Consider the following 16,089-nt stretch of genomic DNA (forward strand, 5'->3'; position numbering starts at 1 on the left):
TCGAGAAGATGCGAATAAGACCTTGAACAAGCAGTTAGCGTTTAATTTGAATGTTATGGACAAATTCTGTCTCGCTGTTTTAAAACAGCTGGATTTTGGAAAGAAAATGAGCATGCGACGTAAAAAATTTGTCCTTAGTCTGTCCTTTGACCAGTATTTAAAACGATTACTGTAAGGCAAACATAGCTTCGAAGCCAGAGAAATAGATTAGGGATTTTCATGCGTTTGTCGTGAAAGTTTAAAAAAGAACTAGACAAAAAAAAATTATCTGCTATAATAATAAGAGTGTTAAAGATAACATCTATGGTCCGTTGGTCAAGGGGTTAAGACACCGCCTTTTCACGGCGGTAACACGGGTTCGAATCCCGTACGGACTATTTTAAGTTTTTATCAACTGTAGTGAGTAGATGACAAGCTAACACCTAGAGAGGACCAGATTGGTTCTCTCTTTTGTTGTGCTCAAAGCGATATAAATTCATTAAATCCAAAAGCGTTGTGCTTAATGACTTTTATAGGATTATTAATGATCTCAAATTTAGCATTTGAATAAGGTACAGTCAAAGCACTTTCAATTTCCTTCCTAAACTTTAAAAAAACTCTCGAAAACAGTCTGAAAAAGTAGATTGACACTATCTAGCTGTTCTCAATCAAGTCGAAAAGTGATCTGACTGTTTTTCTTAGAGGGGAAAGAGCAGAATCTGATAGAATTGGCAGTGTTTCCTAAGTTCAGCGGAGTAACTTAACAGGCGTTTGACAATCCCCTGAGTGGTTAACGCATGCGGAAAGTCGGACGATAAAAGTGTATTTATCCTTGTTAGCAGTGATTATTTGCCTTTTTGTGCCATAATCACTGCCGCTTGCTTTAGGATGTCTAGCTGCATTTTGAGTTCTTTATTGTGCTTTCTAATAAGGGCTATTAGCTCTCGTTGTTCTTCTGTTAGATTATCAATCAATTTGAAAGAACCAGTTGTTTTGGCTTGTCTGACCCATTTGTCGAAGGTTGAGGGGGTTAAATCATATTCTTTGATGATCTCGCTACGTTTCATACCGGCATTGTGAAGGTCAATGATTTGTTGCTTAAAGTCATCACTAAATTGACGACGTATTTTTCTAGACATATCTTTTCTCCTGTTTTTGATTACTATAGAACACTTTATAAATTCTGTCTAGTTTAGTGTAACCGATTCAGACTACTCCTTTACGTTAGGAGTTTCCTCACTACTAAGTATGTTTGGTGTGATTAAAAAGAGCTCCATAATCCCCACAGTGGCGTTGCCACTACAGAAATTATAGAGCCAAAAAGTTATGGAATATGCTTCTAACAACTGGAGACTAGTATCATTATTGGATCTTTTTCGGTTTGTTTAAAGAGTTGCCTTGCTTGCAGCACTTAGGAAATGAATGATAACAAATAAATAATCCCAGCCCTAGTAGCGATAGTAAACTTCCTTCTTTTAGTCCTTGAGGAATGAAGGTAAGCTTAACAGATCCTCTTCCTTTAGGGACATCAACAACCATAAACCCCTTTTGAGCTCTTCGGATTGCAGTTTTCTTACCATTAACGCTTGCCTGCCAACCTTTATCAAATGGGAGGGTATAGATTATTGAGGAATCCTGCTTAGCGTGATAAGTTGTTAAAACCTTATTGCCCTCTGTCTTTGTTTGAGAACTTTGATTTCTAATCGTTTTTATAGCTTTTTGATAAGAGAGTGTGTTTAATCCATAAAAATTTGGTGAGTCAAAACTGACAGTAGCATTGTTGGGAAAAGCTAAGGTTACAATAATCGTTTGTGGCTTTTCAAAATAACCAATATTAAAGAAGGAGTAGGCATTGTCTGTGGTAAATGTTTGCGAGACTTTGCCGTGAGAAACGGTAACTTCTTTCTGATTGTCATTAGCAAAACTAATATTAGGAACACTGACATAAACTTGTTGATGGGCAGGTAGTGACAATTGATAGCTGATTCTTGTTCTACCCAATTGATCAGCTTTTAGGTTGACACGATTGGATAAGTGATTACTATCATTAATAGGATTGCTAATTAGGCGTTGAAAGTAAGTCTCTGATAATCCAGAAAGTTGATTAAGGAAATTAGCTTGATTGTCAAGGGTGTTGACAGTGAACTTGACATCTTTGTAAATGTCCGTTGAAAGAATCCCGAGAGGTAAAGCGTAAGCATTTTTATAGAGTTCCATGGCATGAGAAGTCTTTTCTTTTGTAAAGCCAAATTTTTGGGGATCAGATAGGGTTAAATTATATTTGACATCAAATAAACTATCTGTAAGGATTGTGTTGTTTTGATAGCGTAAGTTGAGGTTTGTACCATGGGACTGGAATCCTAGTCGATCTAAACTGCTACTTGAAGCCGTATTGCGTATTGATGAAAATTGAGAAATCCCATTGTAATTGAATTTCATACTGTCATTTCCAGTTTGAGGGAGAAGACGTTCTGTTCGATAGAAATTAGTCTCTTTAGATTTAGAGTAGTTGACAAGTTTTTCAATATCAGCCATATTTCTTTCATAGCCCTCTCTAGTAGGGAAAACCCACTCTTCACCTAGACTACGCACGACAAAAAAAGTATTCATAAATATCTCAAGGAGTGTAAAGAAGAGTGTAAAGCTAAGTAAAAATCCTTTAGGAAGTAACCGATTATTATTGTTTAAGAGAATAATTGTATAGGCAATCAAGAAAATAATGGTCACAATAAATTGAGAGATCGTCAAAAAGTCATATTCTTTTTGAAAGATAGCTGTAGCTAAGAAACCTAAAACTAGGACTATAAATGGCATTATAATGCTCTTTAGTTTAAAGGATTGCCAGTGTTCAAGGGTTTCTGCAGCCATAAATACTAGAAGTAGGGATAAAAGCCAAGAATAGCGGTGCAAAAACATATTTGGAGCATGCATTCCTTGCCAAAGTAGATCTAGTGGTTCAAGATAAAAGGAAGTGATGATGAAGCTGATGAGTAATAAATAAGCTAGTCGAATTTGCCATTTAATAGCTTTAAGTGTAAAGAATACAAGGCTCAAAATAAGCGGAAATAAGCCAACATATATCATCGGAATGGAGCCAAATTTTGTGGTATCATAAGCTCCGATAATATTTTTCGCAAAGATATCTAAATACCAGGCATCTTTGGACAACCATTGATCAAATGTTGAAAATTGTTCACCATGGGTTGACAGGTCTAAATAGCTCGGTAATAACATGATTGAGCTAGATAGGGCTGAAAGGATTGAGACAAAAGTAAAATCTAAAACTTGTCTAAGCGAGTTTTTCCAAGAAAATGCTCTACTTTGTTGAACCAAAAAATAGAGTGTTAAAAAGATAGCCATCATAAATCCAAAATAATAATTTTGAATAAATAAAATAGTGAGACTAACATAGTAAAGCCAGCTTTGACGTTTTTCAAGGAGCAGGTGTAATCCCAATATAATCAACGGTGCAGTGATGAAAACATCCAGCCAAGTATTAATCTCTAATTGGCTGATGGCAAAGCTCATTAAAGCGTAAGAAGTGGATAAGGACAAGAGAAATACTGTGTTGACATTTCTGTAAAGTTGCCGTAAAGCAGTAAACATAGTTAGTCCTGAAAATCCAAATTTTAGTAAGGTAAAAAGATAGATAGCTTCAGGAATTGATCGAAGGGAGAAAAAATAGAGAAAGGGAGATAGTAAAGATCCTAAATAATAACTAATAAGAGCGTAGAAGTTTAACCCTAAACCACTAGTGAAAGTGTAAAAAATACTATCTGATCCGTGTAAGATATTTCTAAGATTCTGAGCAAAGATAGCATATTGGTGGAAGCCATCACTGGCTAAAATGGTCCGATCACTTTTCCACCAGATTTCATTAGTGAATAAGACAATAGTCATTATTAGGAAAGGAAATAAGAATCCTAGAAGATAAGGAAGTCCTTTTTTGATGGTAAATTTAGAAATCATAGTTTAACCTTGTCAACAGTTTGTAAAGTTTTGTAAAGTATAGTAGAAAACTCAGTTGATCATCAACTGAGTTTTCTGTTTTTTAGTCTTTCCAAAGTTCTTGAACTTTTGCTTGAACTTCTTTATTGTCAAGAAACTCATCGTAAGTTTCATCGATACGGTCAATGACTCCGTTCTTAGACAAAACGATGATATGATTAGCAAGTGTTTGAATGAATTCGTGGTCATGACTGGCAAAGATAATGGATTCTTTGAAGGCTTTTAGGCCATCGTTAAGACTTGAGATAGATTCCAAATCCAAGTGATTAGTTGGATCATCAAGCACCAGTACATTTGACTTAAGAAGCATGAGTTTAGATAGCATGACACGCACTTTTTCGCCCCCTGACAAGACGTTGACAGACTTGTTAACCTCATCACCAGAAAAGAGCATACGACCAAGAAAACCACGTAGGAAGGTGTTATCATCCTCTTCTTTAGCGGCAAACTGACGTAACCATTCAAGAATGGATTCCCCATTTTCAAAATCTTTAGTGTTATCTTTGGGAAGATAGGACTGACTCGTTGTTACCCCCCACTTGACAGTCCCCTCATAAGGAATATCTCCCATAATGGCACGAATGAGAGCTGTTGTCTGAAGGTCATTTTGACCGATTAAGGCGGTCTTATCACCTGGTCGAAGGATAAAACTAATGTTGTCTAATACTTTTTCCCCTTCAATAGTGACAGAAAGATTTTCGACTGTTAAGAGATCATTTCCAATCTCGCGTTCTGCTTTAAAGTTAATGAATGGGTATTTGCGACTTGAAGGAACAATTTCCTCTAGTTCAATTTTATCAAGCATTTTCTTACGAGAAGTGGCTTGTTTTGATTTTGAAGCATTGGCCGAAAAGCGAGCAACGAATTCTTGAAGTTGTTTGATTTTTTCTTCGGCTTTGGCATTACGGTCTGCTTGTAGACGTGCGGCTAATTCAGAGGACTCTTTCCAGAAATCATAGTTACCAACAAAGAGTTTGATTTTACCAAAATCAAGGTCAGCCATGTGCGTACAGACTTTGTTCAAGAAGTGACGGTCGTGAGAGACAACGATGACTGTGTTTTCAAAATCAATCAAAAAGTCTTCTAACCATGAGATCGATTGAATATCAAGACCATTGGTAGGCTCGTCAAGAAGAAGAACATCTGGTTTACCAAAGAGAGCTTTGGCAAGGAGTACTTTAACCTTATCTCCATTAGCTAGTTCACTCATATTTTGGTAATGGAGGTCTTCTGGGATATTTAAGTTTTGGAGTAATTGAGAAGCTTCTGACTCAGCTTCCCAGCCACCAAGTTCTGCGAATTGACCTTCTAACTCGGCTGCACGAACGCCATCTTCATCAGAAAAATCCTCTTTCATATAAATAGCATCTTTTTCCTTCATGATGTCGTAAAGATCCTGGTTACCCATGATTACAACATCGATAGCACGTTCTTCTTCGTAGTCAAAATGATTCTGCCGAAGGACTGAAAGACGCTCATCTGGGCCCAGTGAAACGTGTCCAGTCGATGGCTCAATATCACCTGCTAAAATTTTTAAGAAGGTTGATTTCCCGGCACCATTAGCGCCAATAAGGCCGTAGGTATTTCCTTCTGTAAATTTGATATTAACATCATCAAAAAGTTTGCGATCGCTAAAGCGTAGTGAAACGTCTGAAACTGTAAGCAATATGTTTACCTCATGTCTATATTCTAACTGTATTCTACTAGAAAACCCCTTATTTATCAATCAATTACATTGGCATCATGATATCGTCGTCTAGTCTAGCATGATTTTTTTGAAGGCTAAATCCACGTCCAGATGCCTGAGAAGTAGGTGTGACTGTTAGGAATGCTGTTTCATCAATAGCAGTAATAGCTTCTTGTAGTTTGATAAATTCGTAACCAGAAACCGTAGTCATTAGCATGATATGATTAGAACCAGAGTAGCCCCCTTTAACAGGGATTTCTGTTACCCCTCTATCGGCAACAGTGTTAATGTAGGTTTTGATTTCTTTATGTTTTTGAGAAACAATTAGGACAGTGTTTAAGGTTGTAAAGCCAGTTTGAACAGCATTAATGATATAGCTAATGGTAACGAGTCCTATAATAGAATACATGACAGTATCACCATCGAAAACAAAAAATCCGACAGCAGTAATGAGCCCATCTACTAGAATAACCCCTTGGCCTAGGGTAATAGGAGTATACTTTCCTAGTAATTGGATAATAATGCCTGTTCCTCCAGTAGATGAATCACTCCAAAAAACTAATCCTAAACCTGCACCGACAATAATCCCACCGAATAAAGCAGCTAAAAAAGGATTTTCAGTAATGACAGGAGCTCCTTGTGTTAATTTAATAAAGATAGGGTAAACAAGAGATCCATAAATTGTTTTTAGAAAAATGGGTTTCCCTAAATAAAAATAGCACAAGAGGAGCAGGGGAATATTAGATACCATCATGAAAAGAGCAGCATCCCAAGAAAATAATTCATGGAAACTAATCGCTAGACCTCCAATACCACCTGTAACAATATTATTAGGCAGAAAGAAAGCGTTAAAGCCAAACGCTGCTACAATGGAACCGATATTCAAAAGAATGAAGCTTTTCACTTTTTTAGACATGTTACACTCCTTTTATGTTAGATATTGAAAAGACTTAATGAAATAAATTCACTAAGTGATTGACCATATTGATAAATTGATGGTTTCTCTATTATCCATCAGCTTAGCCAACTAGTCAAGCCTTTGAAATACTATAATGATGATATTATTTGTGAAGTAGTGACTAGTCCTATCAAAAAAGCCTTCGTATACTACTACTACCTTTAGGAAGGTAAAAACAATAATCTGGTATAAGGAGTTTAGTTTATGATATTTGTAGGTACTGGCTGTTAATCATACTGATTCTAGTGATACTAAGATTAGGAATTATTTACTAGAGAAACCGTTGAAGCTATCAACTGGAATAGGGGAGAAAGAGGTTGTTTAATAAGTGGTCACTAGCACTATTTTGATAGAATGGTTAAGTATGCTATAAACGATGATAAACTTGACTTTGTTTATATTTTGGCTTAGAATAAAATCATCAAGTGAGTCATTAAAAACTGTCTTTTAGAGAGTAGTTATTTACTGTATACGAGTAAAGCAGTTCAATGATGTGAGTCGGTGTTTCACATGAAACTTTAGGCCATTAAGCAACTATTAATATAGTCATAAAAAGATAGCAGGTCTTTTCTTTTTGTTAGTTGAGTTGATGCTGCGTCTTAAAAGGAACGCCCTCACGTAGTTGAACTGTGTGGGTTTTTTCGTTGGTTTACTAAAAAATGGATGACAGTTTCTGTCAACATTCAACCACTGATGGCCCGATATTGTTTGTTTAAACTTGAAAATTATTATTTAATTAGGATTCTGACTTTAAAGGAGAAGTGAATGAGTAGACCAATTATCTTAACTGGAGATCGTCCTACAGGCAAGTTACATCTAGGGCATTATGTAGGATCGCTTAAAAATCGGGTGATTTTACAAGATGAGGATCGCTATGATATGTTTGTTTTTTTAGCAGATCAACAAGCCTTAACAGATCATGCTAAAGAATCAGCTATTATCAAAGAGTCTATTGGTAATGTTGCTCTTGATTATCTGTCTGCTGGTTTAAATCCAGAAAAATCAACTATTTTTATCCAAAGTCAGATACCTGAATTAGCTGAATTAACGATGTATTATATGAATTTAGTTTCTTTGGCACGCTTAGAACGCAACCCAACGGTTAAAACAGAGATTGCTCAAAAAGGTTTTGGGGAGTCTATTCCGTCAGGTTTTTTGGTATACCCTATCTCTCAAGCAGCGGATATTACTGCTTTTAAAGCTAATTTGGTTCCTGTTGGAAATGATCAAAAACCCATGATTGAACAGACGCGTGAGATTGTTCGTAGTTTTAATCATACTTATCAGACGAATGTTTTAGTAGAACCTGAAGGGATGTATCCAGCTAATGAAGCGGCAGGTCGTTTGCCGGGCCTTGATGGTAATGCTAAGATGTCTAAATCGTTAGGTAACGGTATTTACCTTTCTGATGATATGGATACTGTGCGTAAAAAAGTCATGAGCATGTACACGGATCCAAATCACATTCGTGTGGAAGATCCAGGTCAAATCGAAGGAAATATGGTTTTCCATTATTTGGATATTTTTGGACGTGAAGAAGATCAGGCTGAGATTACAGCTATGAAAGAGCATTATCAACGCGGTGGACTTGGAGATGTTAAGACCAAACGTTACCTGCTTGAGATTTTGGAGCGTGAATTAGCACCGATACGAAGCCGTCGCTTAGAATATGCCAAAGATATGGGTGAAGTTTTTAGAATGCTTAAAGATGGCAGCGATAAAGCACGAAAAGTTGCCAGTCAGACACTAGCTGAAGTAAAAGATGCAATGGGCATTACTTATTTTTAAGGCTTAGTGTCTTGCTCCATTATAAAAGACGAGTTTTTAGATGAAACTCGTCTTTATTTTTGGGGTGGATTATTGCAGGACTTTAGTGACTAGTTTTGTTAATTTTTCTTCAAGAATATCCATTTGTGTACCATGTATGATGGTTAAATCTATCGAAATGATTTCTAGGAATCAAACGAAGGTTCTTTAATTAGCTAAGAATTGCTTTTAAAATTTAGCCCTACTAACGGATGAAATGTCTCTGAATGGCGCTATTAGCTGGTTACAATAATTGTTCCACTCTCACTATCAATAAGCTCACCTAGATTTTCTAAAGAAGTGATTGCAGCTTTAGAGTCTGGTTTGTTGTTAACAAAAGCCATAGCAGCTTCGACTTTTGGTAACATAGATCCTGCTGCAAATTGTTCTTCTTTGATATAGTTTTCTAATTCTGCAACAGATACTTTCTCCAATTTTTCTTGATTGGGTTTGTTAAAGTTGATAAAGACATGATCAACTCCAGTCAAAACGATAAATAAGTCAGCATCAACGAGCTCAGCTAATGTTTGTGAGGCAAAATCTTTATCAATAACAGCTTCAACCCCTCTTAAAAAGCCATTTTCTTCTTGAATAACTGGAATACCGCCTCCGCCAGCTGCAATAACAATTTGACCTGCTTCAAGCAGAGTTTGAATTGTTTTGATTTCTTTGATGGCAACTGGTTTTGGTGAGGGAACCACTTTACGCCAACCACGACCAGCATCTTCTTTAAATTTAGCGCCACTTTCCTCAGCTTGCTTATCAGCTTCTTCTTTCGTTAAAAATGGACCAATTGGCTTAGTTGGATTGGTAAAGGCTTTGTCTTTAGGATCAACGACGACCTGCGTAATAACTGTGGCCACTTCTTTGTCTAAGCCTTGCTCTTTAAGCTCATTATCAAGGGCATTTTGGAGCCAAAAGCCAATACTTCCTTCTGTCATGGCAACGCAAGTATCAAGGGGCATGGCAGGGTTCTTTTCGGAATCAATGGCAGCTTGTTGTAGTAATAAATTGCCAACTTGAGGACCATTACCGTGGGTAACGATAACATCGTGTCCTTCTTTTACTAATTTAATTAAAGATTTGGAGGTACTAATCAGTGCTTCTTGTTGCGCTTTTGCCGAAGCATCTGTTGATAAGATAGCATTTCCTCCCAGTGCCACAACAATTTTTTGTTTCTTCATCTTAGGTTTCTCCTTGTTTACCATTATCTTGTTAAACGGTAGATTGCTTCAGCGTAGATGTCCATGGCTTTAAAAGCATCCTCTAGTACGATACACTCATTTTCTTGATGTTCTGTTTGTTCAGCATGAGGGAACAGGGCACCAAAAGCAACACAATTTTCCATTGTTCTAGCAAAGGTAGCACCGCCAGATGATTTAGCTTCTTGCATGTCACCAGTTTTTTCACGATAGACCGTGAGTAAGGTATTTACGACTTCACTTTCTAAAGGAACGTATAATGGTGCTAAATAATCATATTCTTCATAAGTAAGCTGATAGTCACTAGCAACGTCTGTTAACTTTTTAACAATCTCGTCTTTATCAGCTAACACTGGAATACGAATATCTAGACGAATTTCTGATGATTCTGGGGTAATGGTTAATCCAGCAGCATTGAATGACAAAATGCCTGAAGGACGATCTTGAATATCTCCGAAAATATGAAGACCTCGACCATCTTCATCGACCATTTTTGCTAAGAAGTCTAAAGTTGGATGGTCAGTAAGATTTGTCAGTGCCTTAGCCAGTCTGACAATGGCATTTATCCCTTTAGGGGCATCTTTAGCATGTTGAGCTAGCCCATAAACAGTTAGTTGCTGATCGTCTAGTTGGTATTCAAAGTTAAGTTTATCTAATTCACGAGCAAGATCAGCTAGATCTTTACCCTCATAACTAGCTTTAGCAGGAACTACATTATAGGCTTGTCCAGCGTCTAGAGTAATTTGGTGACTGCCTAGACCATGTAATTTAGCTTGTAATAAGCCCTTTTCAGCATAGGTTAACGGGAAACTAGAATCTGGTGCAAAGCCAAAAGTGGCTTTTTCTTCTATTTCGTTATAGCGGTTCATACAGCGCCATAAGGTTTCTTCATCGGTTCCAAAAATGAATCTAATCTTTTTGTTAAAGTCAACCTTAGCATCGAGTAGTGCTTTAGTGGCATAAAGTGCCATCATTGATGGGCCTTTGTCATCTTGGGTACCGCGGCCATAAAGCTTACCGTCTTTTTCAACGCATTCAAAAGGATGAGTGTTCCACAACTGGATGTCTCCTTCAGGAACAACGTCCAAGTGGCACAGAATGGCTAGTGTTTCACTTCCTTGTCCAATCTCAGCGTAACCATAATAACCTTCTGGATCAATGTATGTTTTAAAGCCTATATGTCGGCAAATGTCCAAGGTCTTTTCTAACACGTCTTGGATAGCTTGACCGAAAGGGGTACCATTTTCACCTTCTTTTAAGACAGAAGGGTAACCGACAATTGTTTTAGTGGCTTCTAAAAATTCGTCATGATGTTTTTGAGTGATAAAACTTTGCATCTTAACCTGCCTTCCTACTAAACAAAGAATGTTGCTACAACAAGCAATAATACACTTGTTACCATGACGGCAACAATAAATTTAGCGATAAATTTCCACCAAGTGGTTAAGTCAATGCGTCCTAGGGCAAGTGCACCCATAACAATAGCTGAAGTTGGAGAAATCATATTTAGAACGCCTGATGCAGATTGGAAGGCAGTGATGACCAAATGTGAAGGTACATTTGAAAATTGTCCAAGAGGTGCCATAATTCCCATAGTAGCTCCAGCTAAGCCCGAAGTTGAAGGGATTAAAAATGACATTGGAAGGTAGAAAATATAGGCTAAAACAATAAATATTTGTGAAGAGAGTCCAGAAAGCCCAGTTTCACCCCAATGAAGAATGGTAGCTGTAATCATACCACTGTTCATAATAACTTGAATACCACGCGCAACAGCACAAATGATAGCTACACCTAAAAATTCACCAGCACCTGATAAAAATGATGAGAAAAAGTCGTCTTCTGACATTTTAAAGACAAAAGCTACAAGGACAGCCATCATGATAAAGAGCATTGTAATTTCTGGGAAGTACCAAGTACCAAATGCTCCCATTGTTTTACCCAAAATTGTACCAATACCAGGAAGTTCTGTTAAGAAGGTATTGATTGCTGAAAATAGTTTGATATTAAAATCTTCCCAAGGAATGAGGCTTAGAATCATAATAATGAATGTTAAAGCAAAGATAACAAGCACTTTACTTTGGCGTTTTGTTAACTCTTCACCATTATGTTGTAGTTTAAATAATTCCTTGTGTTCAGCAGCTTTGTCAGCAACAAGTGATTTCTTAGGATCTTTTTCGATTTTAGTAGCGTAGTTGTAAACAAACCAAGTGGACATGCCAACTAAAACAATCCATTGAATAACACGCCAAATAATACCATCAGCGATGCTAATTCCTGCTGCATCCGCAGCTACTCCAGTGGCAAATGGGTTAATCGTAGAAGCTAGACAGCCAATTTGTGATCCAATGAGAATAATAGCTACCGCTACAATACTGTCAAAACCAACAGCCATCATTACTGGAATGAGGAGAGGGTAGAAAGCCATGGTTTCTTCACCCATACCATAAGTTGTTCCACCTAGGGCAAATAGAGGCATTAAGATGAAAATTAATAATTTTTCACGACCTTTATTTTTCTTGACAACAGATGCAATCCCCGTATCAAGTGCGCCTGTTTTATTAACAACTCCCAGGAATCCACCCACCATAAGGATGAAAAATGAGACCTGAATAGCTCCGTCTGTTCCTTCAATACCTAGCATCCCACGTACAGGAGCCATTAGGATATCAAAGATACCTTGAGGATTGGATTGTACCGTTTTATATGTCCCTGAAATAACACTGCCACTTTCAGTAGTGTCGTAAGAACCTGCTGGAATAAACCAGGTTAAAACGGCCATGATAGCAATGATGATAAAGAGAACAGTGTAGGAAGAAGGAATTTTAAATTTCCGTTTAGCTTGTTCTGTCATAATAGTTTCCTCTAAGATAAATTTAAAAGGTCGTCCCAGTTCTGGTTATTTTCGCCAGAGCCAGAACGACCAGTTGCTAAGTTAATAATGTGACCAGTTTAGCTTAAACCTTTGGAATGAATAGATTTCCAAGTGTTGCAGCCATTACAGCTTTAATCGTGTGCATGCGGTTTTCAGCTTGGTCAAAATGACGGGCATATTTACTGCGGAAGACTTCGTCCGTGACTTCCATTTCTTCAACACCAAATTTCTCAGCGACATCTTTACCATACACAGTATTGGTATCGTGGAAGGCTGGTAGGCAGTGCAAGAAGATAAGATCTTCATTGTCAGCTTTCTTAATGAGTTCCATATTAACTTGATATGGTTGTAAGAGTTCAACACGTTCTTTGAACTTGTCTTCTTCCCCCATTGACACCCAAACGTCAGTATAGAACACGTCAGCGCCCTTAACAGCTTCGTCCGCGTTATCTGTCACCAGAACATGTGCGCCAGATTCTTTAGCGTAGCCTTCAGCCAATTGGACAATATCTTCAGCTGGGAAGAGTTCTTTTGGAGAGAAGATATGAACGTTAACACCCATCAAGGTTCCAGCTACTAATAGAGAGTTCGCAACGTTATTACGGCCATCTCCACAGTATACTAAGGTTAGCCCTTCTAGTTTGCCGAAGTTTTCTTTGACTGTTAAGTAGTCAGCTAGCATTTGCGTAGGGTGCCAAGCATCTGTCAACCCATTCCATACTGGCACGCCAGAGAATTCAGCTAATTCTTCCACCATTTCTTGGCTAAAGCCACGGAATTCAATCCCATCAAACATACGACCTAATACTTTAGCTGTGTCTTCAGTGGATTCTTTTTTCCCTAATTGGATATCATTAGCCCCAAGGTATTCCGGATGTGCCCCGAGGTCAATAGCAGCTGTTGTGAAAGCTGCGCGTGTACGTGTAGATGTTTTTTCAAATAGGAGGGCGATGTTTTTACCATCAAGATAGCGGTGAGGGACCCCACGTTTTTTGAGGTCTTTCAAATGAGCCGCAAAATCAATTAAATATTCAAATTCTTGACGTGTAAAATCTTTTTCGGCTAAAAAGCTACGTCCTTGAAATACTTGAGTCATAACTATAATTCTCCTTTAGGTTAAATGTTTTTCGAGTGATTGACGATTACTGACATCACTTTTAGAGGTCATCACGTTCAAATGGCATTGACATACAACGTGGTCCACCACGACCGCGAACCAATTCACTGCCATGGATTTTAATCAATCGTAAGCCTTTTGATTCTAAGATGGCATTGGTAATGGTGTTTCGGTTGTAAACCACAACCACACCTGGGGCAATGGTCAATGTGTTTGACCCATCGTTCCATTGTTCACGTCCTGCAGCAACTAAGTTGTCACCACCACAACGAATCAACTCAACGCTGTCAACGCCAAGGTTTTCTGCTAAGAGTTCTGCTAAATCGCCTTTTTCTTCAACGATCTTGAGCGCTTCATTTTCGTAAGTGACTGAGTAAACTCGGAGGTCACCTTCAATTTCAGGGTGGATAGTGAATTTATCGTAGTCAACCATTGTAAAGACGGTGTCAAGGTGCATGAATTTACGGTTATTGGCAAATTCAAAGGCTAAGACTTTCTTGAAGCCGAGGTTTTCTTTAAAGATATTGACCAATAATTTTTCAATCGAAGCTGCATCGGTACGTTGAGAGATTCCCACTGCTAAGACATCTTTAGAAAGAACTAACTCATCTCCCCCTTCGATACGAGTGGTCTCATCGCGGTCGTAAACCATAGGCACCTTGCCAGCATAAGTTGGATGATAGGTAAAGATGTATTTGCCATAAATGGTTTCACGGTTACGTGTTTCAGCGAACATATGGTTGAGGGAAACCCCATTACCGATGGTTGCGAATGGGTCACGTGTAAAGTAAAGGTTAGGCATTGGATCGATCGCGAATGGGTAATCAGATTCCACCAAGTCTGTCAATCCTTTGGCTTCTGCAGGGATTTCAGGAAGTTCTGATTTTTGAACCCCCGCCATTGTTTTTTCAATCAGTTCTTTATTGTCTTCAATACCATTTAACAAGTCGTAGATTGCTTTTTTCGTTTCACGACCACGGATATTAGCTTCTTCAAGGTATTCCTTGATAAATTGTTCCCGGATGTCTGGGCTAGTCAATGCTTCAGCAGCAAGTTCTTCAAGGTAGAGGACCTCAACGCCTTCATTTCGAAGAGCGTCAGCGAAAGCATCGTGTTCTTTTTGAGCATCTTCCAAGAAAGGAATGTCATCGAAAAGTAGTCTTTCCAAGTAGTCTGGCATCAAATTTTCAATTTCTTTACCAGGCCGATGTAACATTACTTTTTTCAGTTTTCCAATTTCAGAGAAAACATGAATAGGATTAGATTGAGTCATAAAAATCTCCTTTCAAAATATCGAGATAGTCAATATTTTATCTCTTTTGTTTGCGCTTACAAGTTATATTTTATCTTTTTTAAAAGAAAATAGTTAGAATAATTCACAGGTGGGATGCCAAAAACTTCACGCTTTTGAAGAGAAAAATGAAACATTATCAAAATGAAAGCGATTTCTATACATTTTTTTGCTTTTTTAAATGAAAAACGATAAATTATTAATCTAAAAAAAATGAAGAATCACAGTATTATGATTCTTCATTTTAAATAAAGTCATTATCAAACAGGTAGTTGTTAATCTAAATCTAGCTGCGTAGAATCCTTATCTAGGATCACCTGATGTGTTTGGGCAGACAAGAAGTAGTTAGCCTTCTCTTCTATAAAATTAAGAGCTTCTTTGAGGCTATCCTCTTTAGTGGCATCGACTAGTTCAATTACTAAAAAGGCATTTTTAGTGTTATCAGTAATCATAGTTCTCTCGCCATCACGCCAGTTGAAACAACGACAGACTGCCCCAGCGTCATCGATATAGGCTAGTTCACCAGCTAGAGTAGGTCTATTTTCCTCTTCGCCAATCAAGTAAAATTCATCCCCACCTTCGGTAATAGTGAGTTTTAAGTCTCCTTGGAAAGTGTCGATATCCTCAGCCCCAACTGGTAATGCATAAGTTAGACTAGCTGAATTATAGATGTCTACTAATGGGCTGATAGTTGATACAGGCTTGTCAGAATCAACACGTTTCAATAAGGCTTCAATACTAGATCTGGCACCTTTTTTTGTTTTAAATTTTTGGTAAGCTTTACGGTAAGTTTGAACGACATCGTTTTGGCTAAATTGGTCTTCTTGTAAATGACTCTTAGCCTTCTGGTTACTGAGCTTTAAAAGCTCTTCTAGTTCACCGGCTAATTCTTCCTTCATCTGATAATCTTTAATCAGTACAACACCAATTTTAGAATCAGGAAAGAGTTCCCAGTATGATGAATCAACGATAAATGTTCCCATAATTAACGTCCTCCTGTTAACTAATTGAAAAGTTTTTAGAATAATACCACTTTTTAGAAAAGAAGTCAAAAGACATGACAAATGTATGAAAGATTGTGGATGAAAAAATAAGGTTTTCTGTAGTTCAAAGTTCAGCTTTTTTAAAGTAAGTATTATTTTTGTCCATCTTATTATGAAAAAGCTCCA

Annotated in this window: 10 protein-coding genes, 1 tRNA gene and 3 pseudogenes; 3 read left to right on the forward strand and 11 right to left on the reverse strand. The window is 37.6% G+C overall.

Annotation, left to right across the window (positions count from 1 at the left end; genetic code table 11):
* A pseudogene (locus ABP870_RS04485) lies at positions 1–175 on the forward strand (ISAs1 family transposase); the annotation flags it as partial.
* A gap of 130 nt (positions 176–305) precedes the next feature.
* A tRNA-Glu gene (locus ABP870_RS04490) sits at positions 306–377 on the forward strand.
* A gap of 38 nt (positions 378–415) precedes the next feature.
* Here ABP870_RS04490 and ABP870_RS04495 read toward each other — a convergent pair.
* From ABP870_RS04495 to ABP870_RS04515, 5 genes and pseudogenes are all read right to left on the reverse strand, one after another.
* Positions 416–799, reverse strand: a pseudogene (locus tag ABP870_RS04495) (transposase); the annotation flags it as partial.
* A pseudogene (locus ABP870_RS04500) lies at positions 799–1,118 on the reverse strand (transposase); the annotation flags it as partial. The pseudogenes ABP870_RS04495 and ABP870_RS04500, both read right to left, overlap by 1 nt.
* A 223-nt stretch (positions 1,119–1,341) precedes the next feature.
* The gene (locus ABP870_RS04505; RefSeq protein WP_350014284.1) at positions 1,342–3,948 is read right to left on the reverse strand and encodes a YfhO family protein; all 2,607 of its coding nucleotides are present in this window, start codon (positions 3,946–3,948) and stop codon (positions 1,342–1,344) included.
* 82 nt (positions 3,949–4,030) lie between these two features.
* Entirely contained in the window at positions 4,031–5,653 is a 1,623-nt protein-coding gene (locus tag ABP870_RS04510) for an ATP-binding cassette domain-containing protein (RefSeq protein ID WP_350014285.1), read from the reverse strand.
* 64 nt (positions 5,654–5,717) lie between these two features.
* Positions 5,718–6,590 carry a YitT family protein gene (locus ABP870_RS04515; RefSeq protein ID WP_350014286.1) on the reverse strand — a complete coding sequence of 291 codons (873 nt, stop codon included), beginning with the start codon at positions 6,588–6,590 and terminating at the stop codon, positions 5,718–5,720.
* An 807-nt stretch (positions 6,591–7,397) separates the two neighbouring features.
* On the opposite strand from ABP870_RS04515, the gene trpS reads away from it, so the two are divergent.
* Positions 7,398–8,420, forward strand: coding sequence for a tryptophan--tRNA ligase (gene trpS, locus ABP870_RS04520; protein WP_350014287.1), 1,023 nt, complete (start codon positions 7,398–7,400; stop codon positions 8,418–8,420).
* Between the two features lie 254 nt (positions 8,421–8,674).
* Here the strand turns inward: trpS and arcC are convergent, their stop codons facing one another.
* From arcC to ABP870_RS04550, 6 genes are all read right to left on the reverse strand, one after another.
* Positions 8,675–9,622 carry a carbamate kinase gene (gene arcC / locus ABP870_RS04525; RefSeq protein ID WP_350014288.1) on the reverse strand — a complete coding sequence of 316 codons (948 nt, stop codon included), beginning with the start codon at positions 9,620–9,622 and terminating at the stop codon, positions 8,675–8,677.
* Between the two features lie 23 nt (positions 9,623–9,645).
* The gene (locus ABP870_RS04530; protein WP_350014289.1) at positions 9,646–10,977 is read right to left on the reverse strand and encodes a dipeptidase; all 1,332 of its coding nucleotides are present in this window, start codon (positions 10,975–10,977) and stop codon (positions 9,646–9,648) included.
* Between the two features lie 17 nt (positions 10,978–10,994).
* Positions 10,995–12,491, reverse strand: coding sequence for a YfcC family protein (locus ABP870_RS04535; RefSeq protein WP_350014290.1), 1,497 nt, complete (start codon positions 12,489–12,491; stop codon positions 10,995–10,997).
* A gap of 103 nt (positions 12,492–12,594) precedes the next feature.
* Positions 12,595–13,608 carry an ornithine carbamoyltransferase gene (gene argF, locus ABP870_RS04540; protein ID WP_062710884.1) on the reverse strand — a complete coding sequence of 338 codons (1,014 nt, stop codon included), beginning with the start codon at positions 13,606–13,608 and terminating at the stop codon, positions 12,595–12,597.
* 61 nt (positions 13,609–13,669) lie between these two features.
* On the reverse strand, positions 13,670–14,902 hold the full coding sequence (gene arcA, locus ABP870_RS04545) for an arginine deiminase (protein WP_350014291.1): 1,233 nt from the start codon (positions 14,900–14,902) through the stop codon (positions 13,670–13,672).
* Between the two features lie 293 nt (positions 14,903–15,195).
* Positions 15,196–15,903, reverse strand: coding sequence for a B3/B4 domain-containing protein (locus tag ABP870_RS04550; RefSeq protein ID WP_350014292.1), 708 nt, complete (start codon positions 15,901–15,903; stop codon positions 15,196–15,198).
* Positions 15,904–16,089: the final 186 nt, after the last annotated feature.

It is taken from the genome of Streptococcus jiangjianxini (assembly GCF_040225085.1).
GTDB classification, from domain to species: Bacteria; Bacillota; Bacilli; order Lactobacillales; family Streptococcaceae; genus Streptococcus; species Streptococcus jiangjianxini.